Source organism: Nostoc sp., from assembly GCF_036917555.1.
In the GTDB taxonomy this organism is placed as follows: domain Bacteria; phylum Cyanobacteriota; class Cyanobacteriia; order Cyanobacteriales; family Nostocaceae; genus Nostoc.
On sequence record NZ_JBALDD010000048.1, the window covers coordinates 1 to 17,759 of the forward strand.

Here is a 17,759-nt window from a genome sequence, read left to right on the forward strand (position 1 = left end):
GCCAGTATCAGGTCTTCCAAGTCACTCTTGAATTCAGTAAATCAGACCTATAGTACACAAGTTCGTATCTCATTCAAATGCATACCGCTATATAATCAACAACCTAATGATTACACAGTCGCCAAAACCACGTCATATTCTTGAGGAGATTGTGTTGCACAAACAGGAAGAGGTCGCCAAAAGGCGTGAGCAACTATCTCTAGAAGTACTAAAACATCAAGCTAGTATTACACCAGTGCCGCGAGATTTCCTAAGTGCCTTGTTGCAAAATCCCACCAAACCTAGCCTGATTGCAGAGGTCAAGAAAGCCTCACCTAGTAAAGGAGTAATCCGTGCCAACTTTGAACCTGTCAAGATTGCTCAAGCATACGAGCGAGGCGGTGCTACCTGTATATCAGTGTTAACCGACGAGAAATTTTTCCACGGCAGTTTTGAAAATTTGCGGGTAATTAGAAAGAGCGTTGCACTACCGTTGCTTTGCAAGGAGTTTATTATTGATCCTTACCAAATTTATCTTGCACGGGTCAATGGCGCGGATGCAGTGCTATTAATTGCCGCCATCTTATCCGATGAAGTTCTGCAAAATTTTCAGCAGATTGTTCAGCATCTGGGTATGACAGCCTTATTGGAAGTGCATACTCTTGAGGAGCTTGACCGAGTGCTAGGGTTACCAAATGTGAAATTGATCGGCATTAATAATCGCAATCTGGAAAACTTTATCGTTGATTTAGCAACAACTCAATCTCTATTAGCAGAACGTTTGGAAAAGTTAAAGATTTTAGGGATAACAGTTGTGAGTGAGTCTGGTTTATACACATCTGCTGATTTAGCTACAGTAGCTGAGTCGGGAGCTGATGCAGTCCTGATTGGAGAATACCTGGTCAAGCCAACTGATTCAGAGCAGTCCATCAGACGTTTGTTGAATTTTCCCAAGTAGACGTTCAAATATTTATTAACTTTCAGTGGATCATCAGAATGACTTCTATCTCGCATACCTTTCAAACTTTACGCGTTAGCGTTCGCGAAGCGTCTCTGTCAGGAGAAGCTCCTCCGCAGGAGGCTCGCCAACAGTGTGCTTTAATCCCCTTTATCACAGCAGGCGATCCTAACTTAGAAACCACTGCCGAAGCTTTACGCATCTTAGATCGCAATGGTGCTGACTTCATTGAGTTGGGCATTCCCTACTCCGATCCTCTGGCAGATGGGCCTGTGATTCAAGCAGCAGCAACCCACGCTTTGCAAAAAGGCACGAAATTAGAGCAAGTATTAGAGATGTTACATGTAGTGATTCCTAGCCTAAAAGCGCCAATAATTCTATTTACTTACTACAATCCGATTTTGCACCGGGGTATTAAGTCATTTTTGCTAAAAATTGCTGCTGCTGGAGTGCGAGGGTTGGTAGTGCCAGACTTACCCTTGGAAGAGGCAGAAGAATTAATACAGACTGCTGCCTCTTTTGGAATTGAAGTAATTTTACTCGTAGCTCCCACCAGTTCTAAAGATAGGATTTTAGCGATCGCTCGTCAATCTCAGGGTTTTATCTACCTAGTGAGCGTTACAGGTGTTACAGGTATCCGCGCTCAAATCCAAGACCGCGTAAAAGATTTAATTTCAGATTTGCGAAGCGTCACTGATAAACCTATTGGCGTTGGTTTTGGCATCTCAGGGCCAGAACAAGCGCATCAAGTAAGAGAATGGGGTGCAGATGCGGTGATTGTTGGTAGTGCTTTTGTTAAACGGTTAGCTGAAGGTAGCCCAACTGAAGGATTGCTTGCTGTAGAACAACTTTGTCGAGAACTCAAAGCAGCAATTACTTCTGCATCCCTGCAAAAAGTTGGTTTTGTTGATATTTTGCAGGATTCTCGATTAGCACCATCGCCCGCCCAGATATAAATTTCTGGGCTAATAGCTTAAGTCCACTCAAGTGGACTAAAATCCTTGTTCAGTCTTCTTTAGAAGACTTTAGCTATTAGCCTCAGAATGAATTCTGAGGCAGTTGTTGGGACTGGTGCAAGATTTGAGTTCAACTAAGTAAAAAGCTCTTTCTTCTCTCTGCGTTCTCTGCGGTTCTGCAGTTCGATAAAGAGTAACGAACTGCAAAAAACGCAAAGGGAATATTGGCTGTAAAGATATTTCAACGTAAAAGGATTTTAAACAGTGGTAAGCATACAAGACATCAAGACTGCAACAAAACAACCAGATTCATTGGGCAGGTTTGGCAAGTTCGGCGGTAAATACGTCCCAGAAACCTTAATGCCTGCATTAAGTGAATTAGAAGCAGCATTTCACCAATATCGTGACGAGCCGAGTTTCCAAGCAGAACTGCAAAACTTACTGCGTGATTATGTCGGACGACCCAGCCCATTATATTTTGCTGAACGCCTGACAACAAACTACGCTAGACCAGATGGCACAGGGCCACAAATTTATTTAAAGCGCGAAGATTTAAATCATACAGGCGCTCACAAAATTAATAATGCTTTGGCTCAGGTGTTACTCGCTAAACGCATGGGTAAGCAACGGATTATCGCAGAGACAGGTGCAGGACAACACGGGGTTGCGACTGCAACTGTATGTGCGCGGTTTGGTTTGAAATGTGTGATTTACATGGGTGTCCAAGATATGGAACGCCAAGCCCTGAATGTGTTCCGCATGAAGTTGATGGGAGCAGAAGTACGTCCAGTAGAGGCAGGTACGGGAACTCTCAAGGATGCAACTTCTGAAGCAATTCGGGATTGGGTGACAAACGTGGAAACAACCCATTACATCCTGGGTTCTGTTGCAGGGCCCCATCCCTACCCGATGATTGTCCGTGATTTCCACGTGATAATCGGTGTAGAAACTCGCGCTCAGTCTCTAGAAAAATGGGGAGGATTACCAGATATTCTACTGGCTTGCGTGGGTGGAGGTTCCAATGCGATTGGCTTATTCAATGAGTTTGTGCATGAACCTTCGGTGCGTCTAATCGGAGTCGAAGCTGCGGGTGAAGGTGTAAACACAGAAAAACACGCTGCTACCTTGACAAAAGGGAAAATAGGTGTGTTGCACGGTGCAATGAGCTATTTACTGCAAGATGATGATGGTCAAGTAATTGAAGCTCATTCAATTAGCGCCGGATTAGACTATCCCGGCGTTGGTCCTGAGCATAGTTATTTAATGGATCTTGGTCGCGCCGAATATTACAGCGTTACCGATAAACAGGCCTTAGATGCATTTCAAAAGCTTTCGCAATTAGAAGGAATTATTCCAGCCTTAGAAACTGCTCATGCGATCGCATATCTCGAAACCCTTTGTCCTCAATTAAAAGGCAGTCCCCGCATCGTCATCAATTGTTCCGGCAGAGGTGACAAAGACGTGCAAACCGTCGCCAAAGTCCTTAATCACTAATGCAATTACAAATGACAAATGATCAAAATGATAGCTCTAACTCCAACTCCACCCGATAACATCTTCATCCCTTCTGAGTTCTACAACTGACCATCAGTTAGAGTCAATCAGTTAAAATACTCAAAATATTTTTAATCAGAATGATAATCGTGTAGAGGGATAAGGCAAGTATCCCTCTACACGATTATCATTATCTTTAAAGTTTTTAACAGCTAAAATAGGAGATAAAAAAGTATTGTAACGATGTAAAAAGTGGGGCAACATTGTTAGGTAAATTCAATTATCAAATTTAGACAAAAACAATCATCTTTTGTAATTCAGAAGGCAGGAGACGGAAGGGAACCCATATTTAAAAGTGTGGAAGACATTGCAGTTTTGGCTCAGAAACATCTCTATATCTACCCTCTTGCGCTAAAGTTGCATAAGAATGTGCATCTAAAGCTAGGAGGAAAGAGTTGTGAAAGCAGTCTTGATGACAGCAGCTGGCAGTCCCGAAGTTCTGCAAGTACAGGATGTGCCAAACCCTGCTGTTCCTGTAGGGAATACTGAACTTTTAGTGCGTTTGGTGGCAGCTGGCATTAACCCCATTGACACTAAACTTCGTAGTCGAGGCAGTTTCTACCCCGATCGCACGCCAACAATTTTAGGATGTGATGGTGCAGGTATTGTCGAAGCAGTGGGTGCTGGCGTGCAGCGTTTTCGCGCAGGTGATGAAGTATATTTTTGCTATGGTGGCTTGGGCGCACACCAAGGAAATTACGCTGAATATACCGTTGTGGATGAGCGATTTGTGGCACGTAAACCCGCCTCTATTTCCTTTGCTGAAGCAGCAGCAGCGCCTTTAGTATTAATAACTGCCTGGGAAGCTTTATATGAACGGGGACGATTAGAACCTGGAGAACGGGTTTTGATTCATGCAGGTGCTGGTGGTGTCGGCCATGTAGCAATTCAATTAGCGAAACTCAAAGGTGCTACTGTTTCCACCACAGTGAGTTCTGAGGAAAAAGCTAATTTCGTCAAAGAACTTGGTGCTGACCATATAATTTTTTACAAACAAACAGACTTTGTGCAAGCAGTATTAGATTGGACTGGCGGCGAAGGTGTAGACTTGGCTTTTGATACCGTAGGCGGCGAAACCTTTTACAAAACCTTCCCCGCAGTGCGAGTTTATGGTGATATTGTTACCATTCTCGAACCAGATGCCAATACTGTTTGGAAAACTGCTAGAACTCGCAACCTCCGCATTGGTTTAGAATTAATGCTGACACCAGCTTTGCTAGGATTACAAGATAGTCTCCAGCATCATGCAGAGATTCTCGAACAATCTGCCACCTGGATCGATGAAGGCAAATTAAAAATCCATGTGAGTCACAAATTTCCTTTAAAAGAAGCAGCTAAAGCCCACCAACTGATTGAAAGCGGTACTGTGGCGGGTAAAATTGTTCTGCTAATTAGTGACGAATGATCGAACAATTTGCATAATTTATCTTTTAAACACAGATGTACCCAGAGGTCAAACGCAAAGATACCCAGAAAACTCTCTCTGCATACCTCCGCACTTCCCTTCTCTGCGAGACGCTTTGCAAATGCGTTCCTTTGCGTTTTACTTCTCCTCTTCCTCCCCCTACCTGCTTGGGCAGCACAAACACAACCAGAACGCACACCCCTAACTCTAGAATTATTGCAAGAACGACCACGCACACCCACACTGCGTGAAGGAAATTTGACCGTAGATTTGCAAAAGATGGCGATTGATTTACGCCCAGAAAACGCCAGCTTTCGTGATGCTTTTTACCAACTACTGCGAAAAGAACTCGGTACAAAACCTCTAGGTTTAGACCTCAGCTATGCTTTGATTCTGGGAGATTTTGTCGGCAGCGATTTGGGTTTAAGAACACCATTGTATGCAAAAGCGATGTCTGGCAACAAGCCCTTCTCTACGAGAGGCTCTGCCAACGGGTTCGGAGGTTCGCAAGACGCTCGTTCGCCCTTGGCGTCTCCCTTTGGGAGAAGACTCGCTAACGCTGCGCTAACGACGGGAACCGCCATCGCTTTTAGCGTCTCCCCTTGGGAGAAGACTGCGACCTCCTCACCACGAGGCGTCTACGCACCCATTTTCACCCCTACCGAACAAGAAAAACTAGAACGTTTGCGCTTCGTTTGTCTAGAGTCACTCGCAATTGCTTTACTCAACTCTAAAGATTGTCGATCGCTTTTGGGAACAGAATCAACTCCATACAGTGAAATCGCCGTCTTTCATGGTGTCTTAACACTGGTGCAAACTCGCTTCAACGGCGAAGTGAAGTTCTCCAATACATTTTTTCTTCAGTCTGTTGATGCCCAAGGTGCAACTTTTCTCCAACCCACAAACTGGACTGAAACCAGATTTGCTCGTCTTGTTAGTTTCACAAGTGCTAACTTTCAGCAACCAAGCAATTTTCAGGGCAGTATATTTTTTGAAAAAGCTAATTTTAAAAAAATTAAATTTCGGGATCTCGCTGATTTTCAAGGTAGTATCTTTGAGACAACTGCCAACTTCAATCAAAGAACTTTTAAACAGTTGGCTAAATTCAGTAATGTCCAATGGCAAGGAAATACTGATTTTTCAGAAGTGTATTTTGCCAATCAAGCCCAGTTTGCTAAAGCAAATTTTAATCAGTTCCTCCTATTAACAGAAGCGATTTTTGAGCAAGGCGTAAGCTTCCGAGAAGCGGAGTTTAACCAATTAGTAAATTTGCAAGGTGCAAACATTCTGAATCAAGCAGATTTTAGTGATGCGAGATTTTCTAAAGAGGCTTGTTTAAGCGTACCTAGTTTAACTTTTAACTCTAACCAAGCGAAAATTTTAGGTAATCCCGGTCAGATTGGTCAGATGTTCTGCATCCCAACATTGCAAGGTAATCAAAACGTCTTGCGGAATTTGGGGCAAAATTTCCGTCAACAACAGCAAGTTGCCGATGCTAATCAACTGGAATACACAAAACAACGACTGCGATTAATAGAGTTTGGCCATCTTCTGACGGCTACAAATATTAATAGTGCAACAGTTGCAAGTTTGATTAATCTGGGTTTTTCTGCAACTCAAGCTGAAGCGATCGCCCAGCGTCGTCTGCTAAAATCCTTTCGCAACAGTAGTGAGTTACTCACCATCGCAGACATCGGTTTAGAAAAATATACCCAACTAAGCGTAGACGTGCAACGGCTTGTCGCTAGACATCGCTTAATTGGTGGCGAAAGCCTTTCTATCAGTGGATGGTTACTCCAAGCTTGGAGTTGGTTGGCGTTGAGTGTATTGCTGTTGTTGAGTGGCTATGGGACAAATTTTTGGTTAGTCTTTGGCGTGGGAGGATTAGCGATCGCTTATTTTGGCTTACTGTTTTGGTTGGTGGATCGCTATCGTCGGCTGCATCCCGTACCAATTATTCCCACATCTTACGAAACCATTTCGATATTAGTCAGTTTTAGCGTTTTAGAATTCTTCAGCTTACTAGCGATCTTTCGCAATGCTGAACAACCTTGGCTGACATTGGGAGGTCTGTTAATAATTATTGTCCCCGTCCCAATGGCTTTATTAATCCGACTTTACTAACAAGGTCGTTATCACGATTTAATGGACGTTTCTTACTTTACAGAAGACGGCACATTTTGCCAATTACGATTATTGATTGGACGTTTGCCAGTGATACCAAGGAATGAGACATTTCGGGAACGATATATGCCCTTATTGTGCGATCGCCGTTGGAACTGGCTCAATTACTATGATTTTAGTCTCAACAACCTAGTTAAATTAGGATTTAATGATATTCGCCTGCGAGACGAACACTTACCAGGTATCATCTCTGCACTTGCTTGGTATCAATGGAGTTTGGGTTTAATTTACATCACCCTAGTTTTGTGGACACTTTCACGTACAATTCCGGGATTGAATTTGCTGATTTATCTGAAGTAATCCCTGTACCTAAACCTTTTTTCGCTACACTTCGTAGTGGTGCTAATATGATGTAAGGTAACTAAGTCGGCGTAAATAATTATCGTTGGGATAAGGCAGGGAGTAGGGGCAGAGGGCAAGGAAAAAAAGCGTTTCAACCTTGTTTGCTTTTATTCAGATAGTTTGCTTTTATTGTGCCGACTTACTTATTGTAAGCTATAAGTAACCGTGCTATTTCTTGTTATTGGTCTCACACTATAACGTCGGATAAAAGTGATATAGTCCCGGATAAACGCAGATAAATTAAATATCTAAAAATTTGGTAATTTTATCAAAAGATTATTCATTGTAATTTAATAATTCATCCAAATTAAATTTTAATATCCAAAAACTTTAGTTATTTTTTTTAATAATTGTCTAAAAATATCTATAAATTTGATAAATATATCAAAATATTTTTCATTGTCCTTCAAAATCAAATCATATACATTGTACAGTGTAAGTAGTATTGGTTAAAAATTGATTATCTCCACTTAAGCAAGAGAACCAAATAATCTAATAGCTACTAACTAGTTTCCCTAACAAAAAGACAACAAAAAAGTCACAAACAAGGACTTAAATTTTGTCTGTTTTATGTTGCGATGCTAGCAAAATTTTCATCAAAATAACAGGAGGATTAATCCTAATGGCAGAAGATTTGAGTAATAGTAGTAGCAGTAACTCCTCTACTAGTGGGAACAATCCGCTTGGACAATCACCCTTCGGTCGCTTGGAAGTAGTTGTCGGTAAGGAAGGCGTCAAAAATCTATTCAGTGGTGTTGGTAATGGAGAAGGTGGTAGTAGCCCATTTGGTGGTAGTGCCGGTAGCGGTGGCAGTCAGCCTGATTTACCCTACGGTGGTAATCCTTTCGCTGGCGACAACTTCTGGAATATCTTTGCAGGCGGTGTAAACCCATCTACAGTTGGTGGTAGCCCATCCACAGGCGGCGGTAGCCCATCCACAGGCGGCGGTAGCCCATCCACAGGCGGTGGTATCCCATCCACAGGCGGTGGTATCCCATCCACAGGTAGTGGCAACGACCCTTTGACTGGTAGTAGCAGCCAGACCTATGGTATTAGCACAACTAAAATACCGGACGGGTTCACTTTGAGGAATACTATTGACAACCTAGTTAACTCAAAGCTTGACAAGGAAGTGGGTGGTGGACAAACTTCGCCATTTCCTACTGGTGGACAAACTTCGCCATTTCCTACTGGTGGACAAACTTCGCCATTTCCTACTGATGGACAAACCTCGCCATTTCCTACTGGTGGACAAACCTCACCATTTCCTACTGGTGGACAAAACCCCTTCGCTTAATACAATATTTGCGAAAATCAGCAGATAAATACAAGGGAACAATGATAAGTTGTTCAGTACATAGTATGCTAGTACAGCTTGGTGCAAATAAACATACCATTCGATAAAACTGAAAAGCGTGTATTATCGATAATGTACCTTCTGCCTTATTGTACTAGTTTGCTATTTTACGTCCTGTAACTATTTACAGGTAAGGATTTAGGCAATATCTTTTGTTAGTTTGACAGTTAGATAAATAAAGCCTTTTTTGTAGAGAGATTTTGGGTTAAGCAAATTCATAATTAGTATAACAGGTACTGAAGACCCAATAATTTTTTAACTAAAAAATAGGAGAATTAGTGCCAATGGAAGCGTCTGCTGTCAATCCCATTAATGGTGGAGTTAACCTCTTAAGTGCAGGTGGCGCTAGCAACCTATATAGCGGTAACTCCTTTGCTGCCAATGGTAGTTTGTCTGCTGCTAAAGGCAGCCTGTTGACGGGTGGTAACAATCTGTTATTAGGTAACGGTAACAATCCCATTCCAGGTGGCGGTATTAACCCGTTTGCAGGTGATGGTGGCAGTGGGCTTCAGAAATTAATCTTTGAGCGATTAAAGTTAGTTCTGGGTGATAACTATTTTAAGGGTATTGATAACACATTAGCAGGAGGTAGTAACCCGTTTGCAGGCAGTGGTTATCCCATTCTAGGTGGGGCTACCAATCCATTTGCAGGTAACAGTAATCCGATTGCAGGTGCTGGAAGTCTGCTTCAACAATCGCCTTTCGATCCGTTGAAAGAAGTCCTTGGTAACAATATACCCTTTAGTAACACTGGGAATACATCTAATTCAGGTAGCCAAACCTTTAATCAGAGCAACGCACCTGTTGGGAAAGGTAACAAGAATTTTGGTAATAATAACGCAACTATTGGTAATTTTAACTCGGATTATGGCAGTAACAGCGCAACCATTGGTAATGGTAACTGGAACTTTAATAATGACAACGCAACCATTGGTAATGGCAACTGGCTATTTGGAAAGAATAACACAACCCTTGGTAATGGCAACTGGTATTGGGACAACGGAAGTAAGAATTCAACACTAGGTAATGGTAATTGGCACTTCGGCAGTGACAACGCAACCATTGGAAACGGCAATTGGGACTTCGGCACTGATAACACAATTATTGGTAATGGTAACTGGGTTTTTACCAATGGAAATGAAATTATTGGTAATGGCAATTGGTTAACAGAGACTGACAATACAACGATTGGAAACGTCAACAATATCAGCAGTTTAAAGTTATCCCCACAAGGGATCAAGACTGATGTTAATAATCTGATTGACTCTCTTATAGGTAAAATAGGTCAAAATTTTCTTGGGTTTACAGGAGATTTTGATGTATCAAGTAGCCAAACCTTTAACCGCCTCATCTCTTCTAAAAGTGTTGGTAATGACACTAATATATCTAAGGATATTGAGCAACTTTTGGCATCACTCAGCCCAATTCAAGGAAATTTCATCAATTATCAGCCTGTGCAAAACCCTCAACCTGTCCCAGAACCTGCTTCTTCAGTGTCGTTGGTAGTAATGGGAATGGTGTGTTTGCTGTTCTCACTGTTCAAAAAACAACAACACTGTTAAGTAAATTCAATCCTTCTAAGCTGATTGCGATCGCACTTTCTGTTTCTCTACTAGGTTGACTTACAGCAATAATTAGCGAGAATTGATGCTGTCCGCGCCAAGCTATCCTCATGGAGATGGTTTGGAATGTCTAGGGCTACGCCTTCGCACTACAAAGTTAAGTTAATGCATCAGCTTACATTGTTAATGCGGCGGCCACCTTGTTAATTTGACATCTCGTTAAACAATTTAACGAGATGTTGTTAGATGCTATCAGTATCGGTTGATGGTCATACTAGAAAACTAACTCAACCGTTCACAAACTCAATAAAGCCCAAGAGGTTCAGATATACCCTTCCCAGCCAAATCGCCTGCTACAGCACCAACTACTCCTCCAACTCGACCACCAATCGCTGCGCCAGCTATACCAGCACCAATGCCTGCTCCTGAAGATTGAGCATCGGTTTGCTCTTGCTAGGGGTTGGTATTTTCGTCAGACTTATCTGCATGTTGCTTATTCTGAGTCACAATCATCGTCTCCTTTGTATTTACAGTGTTCAGACAAAGAACTATATGTATCAACTTTGGGAATTGTTATTTATGACCACCAAACCATTTAGAGGCGATCACTCCTAAAGCTGCTCCTACCACTGGATTACTGAGAAACTTAAGAATCCCTGGTTGTTCAGCCATCACTTCTTGGAAGATGTCAGGATGGCTATGATATGTGAAAGATGCCAACTTGGTTAGGTCATCTGCATTCATGTGGTTGGGTTTGTGGGTAGAAAGTCCCAAATCTCGCTCCAGATGGCGCTCGTCTAGACCTCTTTGCTTTAAGTGCTTGAAAAATGCCCGTGCAACATCATCCCGTTCGTTAGGCTTAATCTGAGCGATCGCTTTTTGGAGTTCTGGCTCCAGCTGGCTTGGTGGAATGCTCTTATGGTTGAAAGATTGACTAAACAATTGCCGACGTTGATCGTGAGATGAGCGCTGGGCAAAATCGTCAAAATTTTGGTATTCCTGAGTTGGATCGGATGAAACATCATCTAAAGACTCTGTATTACCGTGAGCCAACTCGTTGAGAATTTCGCGTTTATACTTGTCACTGCTGCTCATTTTAAATGTCTCCTTTTCTATTTGTAATCAACTAAATTAACTCAGTTATTTTTTATCCCAAGTGAGTCATTATTTATACTCAACTTGATTTGATTGTCGGTCATACTCACCCGTCAAAATCAGTTTTTTGTCTGGTGCATATATCAAAACTTCTAAGTCTTGATTGGGAAAATTTTTGTGAAAACCTTGGAGTAACGATTTTGTTAATGGTCGCACTTCCGTCGGACGAACTTGAGGCGTAATCACAACACCTAACTTGTTGTTGTCACGTACATAAGCATCTTGCACAATTCCCTTCGCTGTACTGACAACCCAGTTACCAAAATCTTGACCTTGTACACTGTTCCCGCGTTCTAACAGAGCATAGTCACCACTCCGACTAATTCCGGGCGGTAATTGAGTTGGTTGTTTAGCTTGAACTGTACCACTACAGGCAGCCGTTGTTGTTAGTACTAATACCAAGACTAAAGCTGTTAAAAACCGGCGAAACTGTTGAATCATTTTCAATTTAACCTCCTAATCTAAGCTAATGACTCTTTTACAACATGAATATACTTAAAGTATTTTGAGTAGAAGCAGGTAGAAAACCTGCTTCTACTAACTCAAATGCAATCACCTTTACAGTTTAAGTAGGTTAACCCCGGTCAGTTTTATTCTCTATTCGAGTTCCATGACTGTCAACGTCTAATTCTTCGCGTCGAATGGTTTCTTGAACCTCAACAGTTTCTTTGTCTACAACTTTTTGCACTCTAACTTCTTCCCGCAAAAAAGCTTCCTTCTGGACATCTGCAACTTCTTCATAAAGTTCTATATGTGCTACCTCGCCCTCACGGAAGTTAGCTGTTTGAGGCGACACAACTTTGCCTGTGTCTTGAGGAGTCACTCGCTCAATCACGACTCGCTCTTTTTCCACCGGAACAGCAACTCTTGCAGTTTCGGTTTCGACATGCTTACCAATCGCTACTTCTCCGGTTTTCCGGCGCTGTTTATTAGCAACTAGCCTTTCTTCGTAGAGTTTGAAGGTTTGGTCTTCGTGAGCGCTAACATCATATAGATCCGCGTCGTGTGCGTAGGTGTAGCTGTTAGGATCAGGACTGGGAGTAGTGCGGCCAACTGTCGAGCCTAGTGCAGCTGAACTTTCTACAGACGATGTGCGATATCCTCCACGCACCTGTTCTTCATAGTCGTAGTCAAGCGTTGTATGCTCTTGATATTCAGGTAAATTTTCCGCTTGCTCTCTTGTTACACCAACGACATACACACGCTCTGCTGTAGAGTCAATACGCGATTTACCTACTGGTAGTAAGACTTTCTTGCCAAAAATCCAAAAGCCTATGTCAACAATTAAATAGCGGAATGCTCCTTGGTCGTCTAGTACAGCATCACTTACTGTGCCAATCTTCTCATCAGTTCCCTGAACATACACACCCATTCCTTTGATGTCTTTACCAAGAGTATTACGGTAATCTGTATCAAATTCACTTATTTTCTGCAGAGGCATTATTTTATTCCTTAAAATCTTGCTGTGTCTTATTTATAAATTACACAATTGAGTTTATGTAAATCTTCTCTCTGAAGATTGAGTTAAATTATATTGATATTTAATCAATTGGAGTAGTTAAATATAGTTTAGTAACCAAAAAGTATGATATTAATTAAATATTTTAGTACTCTAGTATTACTGATTATAAAATATATTTTAACTAATAATTTATTACTTTTGTGACTCCTTTCTAGCCTTTATGTGACTAGTTTCTAGCATTAAATGTCAGGTCTGAAGTTAGCTAAATCTATATACATCATCAAACTCAACTAGTTAAATATATTTTTTAATACCTTACATGAAATTAAATCTCCTGACATTGTTTAACGTTTATTGTTTGAGATGTAATACTTGTTATCAGTCTTGGTCAAGACAAAACTTATTCCAAAAGATTGATGATAAGTAAATCTAAAAACGTCTAAACTTTATCAAAGACCTAATAAATTTGTAAATCAAAATTTACCTTTGCTACTAAGGAGTTATCAGGAGAAATCATGGTCTTAGGTGTACATTGGCGTGCTATAAGCATATTTACTCACGATGGGAATGCGGAACAAGCGCTGCCGGAGTTAAGAGATTCTGGCTTTGGTAATGGATAGAGGATCTATAGTTGTGCAGGATGGAGACGGCAATAATGATATTGCTGATGCTGAAGTTAGGCAGTGCATTGGTGATAAAGCTGACGATGACCTTCGTGACGCTGGCTCAATTCTCAGCAGGTATAGAATTCAAGAGTGGCAAATCTATGACCCAACTTTAATTAGTTCTATAAGTCCTGATTATACTGCTATACCTGTTGCTCACTCCACCGCTACCACAGTTCCTTAGGAAATTATGCAAAGACAGCAATAAGCAATAGGGGTATTCTCAAAGAAGCGAGATGCACAAGTGTCACTTAGTGAACAGTGCGATGCTGGTTTCTGGTTGGATAATATGTCCTTGATTGCTAGAAATGTAGATAAATAAAACCTGATGGCAGGTACGAAAGGAAATATAGCGGTTTCTAATCTGGTGAGGTACGTTTTCAAAGTTACTAACCTTGGTAAATAATATTTGGGTGTATCTCAGTTGCTTAGGAAACGCTATAAAAGGCATTAAAAATGTAGTTGCAAAGCAACTGTTGCCAAAGTTGATAACAACAAAGTGTAAACTTTAAAACTGCTCTCATTGCAAAAAATCAGGAGATAATTATGGATACTGAATTACAGCAACAGCAGTATGTCGATGCTGCCTCTGAAAACCAGATAGAAGCACTTAAAGGTTCAGACTCTGGAAACATAGTAATTTTACCACCCGCCTCGGAAAATGAGGAACAATGGCAAAGAATTGGTAGACAGATTTCTATATTTTTAGCAAAACTACCTGAGTACATAGGTAGATTCTATCAAGAATACAAACTACCGATTATTAGCTTTGCTTTACTTGTGATAGCGGTTACAGCACTAAGAATTTTTCTAGCAGTACTGAACGCAATCAATGATATTCCATTACTTTCTCCAATTTTAGAGTTAATTGGACTTAGTTACACAATTTGGTTTACTTTCCGTTATTTGCTCAAAGATTCCACACGGCAAGAATTAGTAGCAGAAATTCGCTTGCTTCAAAAACAAATTCTAGGCAGACAAGAATCACAGACCTTGAGCTAACCACAGTATAGTGGCGGATGAAAAGTTTGTTTTTCGCCATATTTGTGTATTTCTAAGTGGTCAAGTAAAACTCAGTTTTTTACTTGACCTTTGTATACAAGTGTAGGTTCTTATACCGCGTTAGCTAAATTAGAAGCAAAAGGAAATGTATGATCAAGATAAATAGACTAGCTTTGCTTCCTGCAACAGTATTTCTTTCAACATTGCTAACAGTCCCACTGCTTAATAGCTGCGGTGGAGGTTCCCAAAATGCTGCCTCAGCTCCGATTGACGATAGTGTTGGTAGAAATTTAAATAATCGCGCCCCCGTAAATCAACCCCAAGCTAAGAGGGGATTGAGTACAGGACAGAAAGTAGCAATCTTGGCAGGAGCGGCTGGACTTTACTACCTCTACAATCAGCGAAAGAATACCCAAGGAACGGGAGCGCAAGGAAAACACTACCTTTCTAAGAATGGGCGTGTTTACTATCGAGATGCTAAAGGTCGTCCTATTTGGGTAACACCGCCACAAGGAGGTATTCGTGTTCCAGAGGAGGAGGCACAACAATACCGTAACTTTCAAGGATATAATAATAGTCCTACAGGGCGAGACTTGAGGGGTTTGAGTGAAGCTCCTGTTCCAACAAATTAATTGTTGCAACCATTATAAATAGATGACGTGTAACCGTCATTCTATTTTTTTACATATTTAAGGTTGACTATATTCATAAGGATTTAAAACATTATGATGTCTAATTAAAACTATTATTTAAAATTTTATCTACTACAGACGCTAATATCATTTCTTTGTGAGGCTGCGCCAAATTTTCTTACTTACTTTCTTTTTTTCTTTCTTTGTGTCCAACTCTTACGAGACGCTGCGCGTAGCTTGCTTCTCCGTAGGAGTATGCGCCCTTCTCCCTTGGCGCTAGCCTCTCCCTTTGGGAGAAGGGGAGACGAAGACAGCGAATGTGGTTCGTTTTTATTTCTTATACTTCAGTCCTAATATGATTTAGCGCATCTTCATATAGAATTGGTATAAGAGTTTTTAAAATTTTCAAGATAAAGATAACTTTTGATAGATACTTTTTAAAAAAGAAAGCTGAGGTAAACAAGTTCAGAACTTCATCGCTTATCTCAACAAACATTGCCTAGCATTGTCAACTACAGCTATTAGCAGGCTGAACAACTGTATTTTATTGGCTCTGAAGCAGGTGAGTCTGCTATTAAACTCCTTGATGCCAAAATAAAAATTTCTGGCGCACAGTGGAATCTTGAAAGTATCAAGAAAATTCTCTCTGTTTGTTGTGCTTATCTCAATGGTTTACTTGCTATTTGAGCTTTTCTGCCAAAAATGGATGCTCCCAGTTAATTCTAGCTATAGGATGATAACTTTTACAGTCAGCAGTAAGTAAAATTCTATTGCAAAGATTATCTAAGATATATAGAACTGTCTTCGTAGGGGTGCAGGGAGTAAGAAAACTCATCGATGAATTTAAAGATTGTTTGGGATCTGCTTAAGCAGACATAGACATTTTTTGAATGGAACAAGGGTAAACGTGAGCAGCGGATTTGTAGACAAATGAAACAGTTAGCAAAAACATTATATAGTCAACTTCTGCATCTATTTCACCAGGTAATGGGAATTAGCATTTCCCGTAATCGTAATCCAAATCCAAAGGACACTAATGTTGCTCTTGATAAAGAATCTCTAGAAGACCCAAGTACTCAATTGTCAAAGCAAATTCCTCTTAAAGACAGAGTTAATAAATCTGAACAAAACTTACTATTAAATTACCAGTATTCATCAAAACCTCAACGATTCAAAAAAGCTTCTTTATTTCCTGATAGTAAGACCAATATTGCTGCCTTGTCGCTAGTTTTGTATGGAGTTGCTGAAGTCTTATCTCAAAAAATGAATTTGTCATGGAAAAGTCAAGTAAATAATACTTTTAATTACGAAAAAGAAGCTGAAACTGGAAAAGGAAAAATCTTTTACTATGTAACAGATAATCCCGAAACTCCACAACCAGAAACTTTGGCAGAAGAGGCAGCTTTAGTTGTTATAGACGAATTTGATCCAAGGGCGTGTGCTATTCACCTGATTTACTGTGCCCTAGTAGCTAGCTTAGATAAACCTTGGTCAGGCCATTTTGTAATTGATGACAAGCAACTACTTGAATACACAGGGCTTGTGAAACGCAGAGATTTATGCAAGCATGAAAAATTGAGTATTTTATACTCCTTGCTACGGCAACCTGCTCAAGTACTAGCTTGTATTGCATGGCCTAAACAGGAGAAAGCTGGAACTTTTACTGTTGCTGATTTAAAGATTTGGGACATCAGCATAATACGAGATTTTAAAACAGATAAAGCTGGCAATAACAAGCTTGTAGCTTTAAAGGTGATAGGTCAAGCTGGAGTATGGACAAAATACTTCCTCAACAAATCTAAATACCACTACCACACTGGAATTATTACCAAGAAAACTGTACAGAAACTATTTAGCATTGGTAAACAAAATGCTGGCGCGGCTAGAATGCTAGTTTGGTTAACCTTCCAAATCCAATCAGAATTTCAGGATTGTGTAATGGGTAAGACTTTGATGGAGATTGCTTACAGTGCAGACAAAGTGTTAACAGCAGAGCAAGACAGACAACTGAGACGGCAAATGGCTGATGACTTTGAAACTGACTTAAAAGTTGTCAAAGAAGCTGGATGGCAAGCAGAACTAGAAACAGGGCCAGCTTGGTTAATAAGCAGCGATCGCATTAAAAGGCCTATAGGTTACTGGAGCGAAATACTAAATTCTAAATGGCGTTTTCATCTACCAGCAGAAGTACAGGAACGCTTGACCCTGAACTCAAATCAGCTAAGTGTAAACAAGCTCCAGCCTCTATCAGGTAATCTCATCAGAGAAGCTAGAAAAGCAAAAGGCTGGTCGAGGGCATTTTTCGCTATAACGATGGGGAAAAGCATTTCCTGGGTTGATGCAGTCGAGACAGGTACACGTCAGGTTTCTCAAAAGGACTTGCCCAAGTTGCTCAACACACTGGAACTACACCTTAATAAGTATTGATTTCAACTAAACTTTTCTCGGTTGTTTACAGCGTTTTTCAATTGAATAGACCACAAATTTAGGAAACTAAAGAGGCAGCAAAAATACTCATAGTTATGCCGGCTCCCTACTCAACTGAT

General features: G+C 40.8%; 15 protein-coding genes and 2 pseudogenes. 12 read left to right on the forward strand and 5 right to left on the reverse strand.

What is annotated here, in order from left to right:
• The first annotated feature begins 106 nt into the window (after window positions 1-106).
• The 7 genes and pseudogenes from trpC to V7K60_RS18900 all read left to right on the forward strand — a co-directional run bounded on the left by trpC (window position 107) and on the right by V7K60_RS18900 (window position 10,297).
• Complete coding sequence (gene trpC, locus V7K60_RS18870) at window positions 107-937, forward strand: indole-3-glycerol phosphate synthase TrpC (RefSeq protein ID WP_334927344.1); 831 nt, start codon at window positions 107-109, stop codon at window positions 935-937.
• 38 nt (window positions 938-975) lie between these two features.
• Window positions 976-1,893, forward strand: coding sequence for a tryptophan synthase subunit alpha (gene trpA / locus V7K60_RS18875; RefSeq protein ID WP_334927345.1), 918 nt, complete (start codon window positions 976-978; stop codon window positions 1,891-1,893).
• Between the two features lie 264 nt (window positions 1,894-2,157).
• Window positions 2,158-3,387 carry a tryptophan synthase subunit beta gene (gene trpB, locus V7K60_RS18880; protein ID WP_334927346.1) on the forward strand — a complete coding sequence of 410 codons (1,230 nt, stop codon included), beginning with the start codon at window positions 2,158-2,160 and terminating at the stop codon, window positions 3,385-3,387.
• Window positions 3,388-3,844: 457 nt separating this feature from the next.
• Window positions 3,845-4,852 carry a zinc-dependent alcohol dehydrogenase family protein gene (locus V7K60_RS18885; RefSeq protein ID WP_334927347.1) on the forward strand — a complete coding sequence of 336 codons (1,008 nt, stop codon included), beginning with the start codon at window positions 3,845-3,847 and terminating at the stop codon, window positions 4,850-4,852.
• Window positions 4,853-5,131: 279 nt separating this feature from the next.
• Window positions 5,132-7,336 (forward strand): annotated as a pseudogene (locus tag V7K60_RS18890) (pentapeptide repeat-containing protein).
• A gap of 664 nt (window positions 7,337-8,000) precedes the next feature.
• The gene (locus V7K60_RS18895) at window positions 8,001-8,675 is read left to right on the forward strand and encodes a hypothetical protein (protein WP_334927348.1); all 675 of its coding nucleotides are present in this window, start codon (window positions 8,001-8,003) and stop codon (window positions 8,673-8,675) included.
• Between the two features lie 344 nt (window positions 8,676-9,019).
• The gene (locus V7K60_RS18900; RefSeq protein ID WP_334927349.1) at window positions 9,020-10,297 is read left to right on the forward strand and encodes a hypothetical protein; all 1,278 of its coding nucleotides are present in this window, start codon (window positions 9,020-9,022) and stop codon (window positions 10,295-10,297) included.
• On the opposite strand, the gene V7K60_RS18905 is transcribed toward V7K60_RS18900, so the two are convergent.
• The 4 genes from V7K60_RS18905 to V7K60_RS18920 form a co-directional block, all read right to left on the reverse strand.
• Window positions 10,275-10,409: a hypothetical protein gene (locus V7K60_RS18905; protein ID WP_334927350.1), complete on the reverse strand. Its 135-nt coding sequence runs from the start codon at window positions 10,407-10,409 to the stop codon at window positions 10,275-10,277. The two genes, V7K60_RS18900 and V7K60_RS18905, sit on opposite strands and share 23 nt — an antisense overlap.
• Window positions 10,410-10,870: 461 nt before the next feature.
• The gene (locus V7K60_RS18910) at window positions 10,871-11,392 is read right to left on the reverse strand and encodes a hypothetical protein (protein WP_334927351.1); all 522 of its coding nucleotides are present in this window, start codon (window positions 11,390-11,392) and stop codon (window positions 10,871-10,873) included.
• 69 nt (window positions 11,393-11,461) lie between these two features.
• Window positions 11,462-11,899 (reverse strand): hypothetical protein, encoded by a 438-nt coding sequence (locus V7K60_RS18915; protein ID WP_334927352.1) that lies wholly within the window; start codon window positions 11,897-11,899, stop codon window positions 11,462-11,464.
• Window positions 11,900-12,026: 127 nt separating this feature from the next.
• Window positions 12,027-12,893 carry a DUF2382 domain-containing protein gene (locus V7K60_RS18920; protein WP_334927353.1) on the reverse strand — a complete coding sequence of 289 codons (867 nt, stop codon included), beginning with the start codon at window positions 12,891-12,893 and terminating at the stop codon, window positions 12,027-12,029.
• A 633-nt stretch (window positions 12,894-13,526) separates the two neighbouring features.
• Here V7K60_RS18920 and V7K60_RS18925 point away from each other — a divergent pair.
• Entirely contained in the window at window positions 13,527-13,763 is a 237-nt protein-coding gene (locus tag V7K60_RS18925; RefSeq protein WP_334927354.1) for a hypothetical protein, read from the forward strand.
• Between the two features lie 63 nt (window positions 13,764-13,826).
• Here the strand turns inward: V7K60_RS18925 and V7K60_RS18930 are convergent, their stop codons facing one another.
• Window positions 13,827-14,030, reverse strand: a complete 204-nt coding sequence (locus V7K60_RS18930; RefSeq protein ID WP_334927355.1) for a hypothetical protein — start codon at window positions 14,028-14,030, stop codon at window positions 13,827-13,829.
• A gap of 95 nt (window positions 14,031-14,125) precedes the next feature.
• On the opposite strand from V7K60_RS18930, the gene V7K60_RS18935 reads away from it, so the two are divergent.
• From V7K60_RS18935 to V7K60_RS18950, 4 genes and pseudogenes are all read left to right on the forward strand, one after another.
• Window positions 14,126-14,581 carry a CAAD domain-containing protein gene (locus V7K60_RS18935; RefSeq protein ID WP_334927356.1) on the forward strand — a complete coding sequence of 152 codons (456 nt, stop codon included), beginning with the start codon at window positions 14,126-14,128 and terminating at the stop codon, window positions 14,579-14,581.
• A 149-nt stretch (window positions 14,582-14,730) separates the two neighbouring features.
• Entirely contained in the window at window positions 14,731-15,213 is a 483-nt protein-coding gene (locus V7K60_RS18940) for a hypothetical protein (protein ID WP_334927357.1), read from the forward strand.
• Between the two features lie 454 nt (window positions 15,214-15,667).
• Window positions 15,668-15,900 (forward strand): annotated as a pseudogene (locus V7K60_RS18945) (ISKra4 family transposase); the annotation flags it as partial.
• Between the two features lie 243 nt (window positions 15,901-16,143).
• Complete coding sequence (locus tag V7K60_RS18950) at window positions 16,144-17,640, forward strand: helix-turn-helix domain-containing protein (RefSeq protein ID WP_334927358.1); 1,497 nt, start codon at window positions 16,144-16,146, stop codon at window positions 17,638-17,640.
• The last annotated feature ends 119 nt before the right edge of the window (window positions 17,641-17,759 follow it).

Bases quoted from the DNA above. Each gene is read 5' to 3' on its own strand.
- trpC (WP_334927344.1), top strand. From the start codon at position 107: ATGATTACACAGTCGCCAAAACCACGTCATATTCTTGAGGAGATTGTG.
- trpA (WP_334927345.1), top strand. From the start codon at position 976: ATGACTTCTATCTCGCATACCTTTCAAACTTTACGCGTTAGCGTTCGC.
- V7K60_RS18895 (WP_334927348.1), top strand. From the start codon at position 8,001: ATGGCAGAAGATTTGAGTAATAGTAGTAGCAGTAACTCCTCTACTAGT.
- V7K60_RS18900 (WP_334927349.1), top strand. From the start codon at position 9,020: ATGGAAGCGTCTGCTGTCAATCCCATTAATGGTGGAGTTAACCTCTTA.
- V7K60_RS18905 (WP_334927350.1), bottom strand. From the start codon at position 10,409: ATGAGGATAGCTTGGCGCGGACAGCATCAATTCTCGCTAATTATTGCT.
- V7K60_RS18910 (WP_334927351.1), bottom strand. From the start codon at position 11,392: ATGAGCAGCAGTGACAAGTATAAACGCGAAATTCTCAACGAGTTGGCT.
- V7K60_RS18920 (WP_334927353.1), bottom strand. From the start codon at position 12,893: ATGCCTCTGCAGAAAATAAGTGAATTTGATACAGATTACCGTAATACT.
- V7K60_RS18925 (WP_334927354.1), top strand. From the start codon at position 13,527: ATGGATAGAGGATCTATAGTTGTGCAGGATGGAGACGGCAATAATGAT.
- V7K60_RS18930 (WP_334927355.1), bottom strand. From the start codon at position 14,030: ATGCCTTTTATAGCGTTTCCTAAGCAACTGAGATACACCCAAATATTA.
- V7K60_RS18935 (WP_334927356.1), top strand. From the start codon at position 14,126: ATGGATACTGAATTACAGCAACAGCAGTATGTCGATGCTGCCTCTGAA.
- V7K60_RS18940 (WP_334927357.1), top strand. From the start codon at position 14,731: ATGATCAAGATAAATAGACTAGCTTTGCTTCCTGCAACAGTATTTCTT.
- V7K60_RS18950 (WP_334927358.1), top strand. From the start codon at position 16,144: ATGAAACAGTTAGCAAAAACATTATATAGTCAACTTCTGCATCTATTT.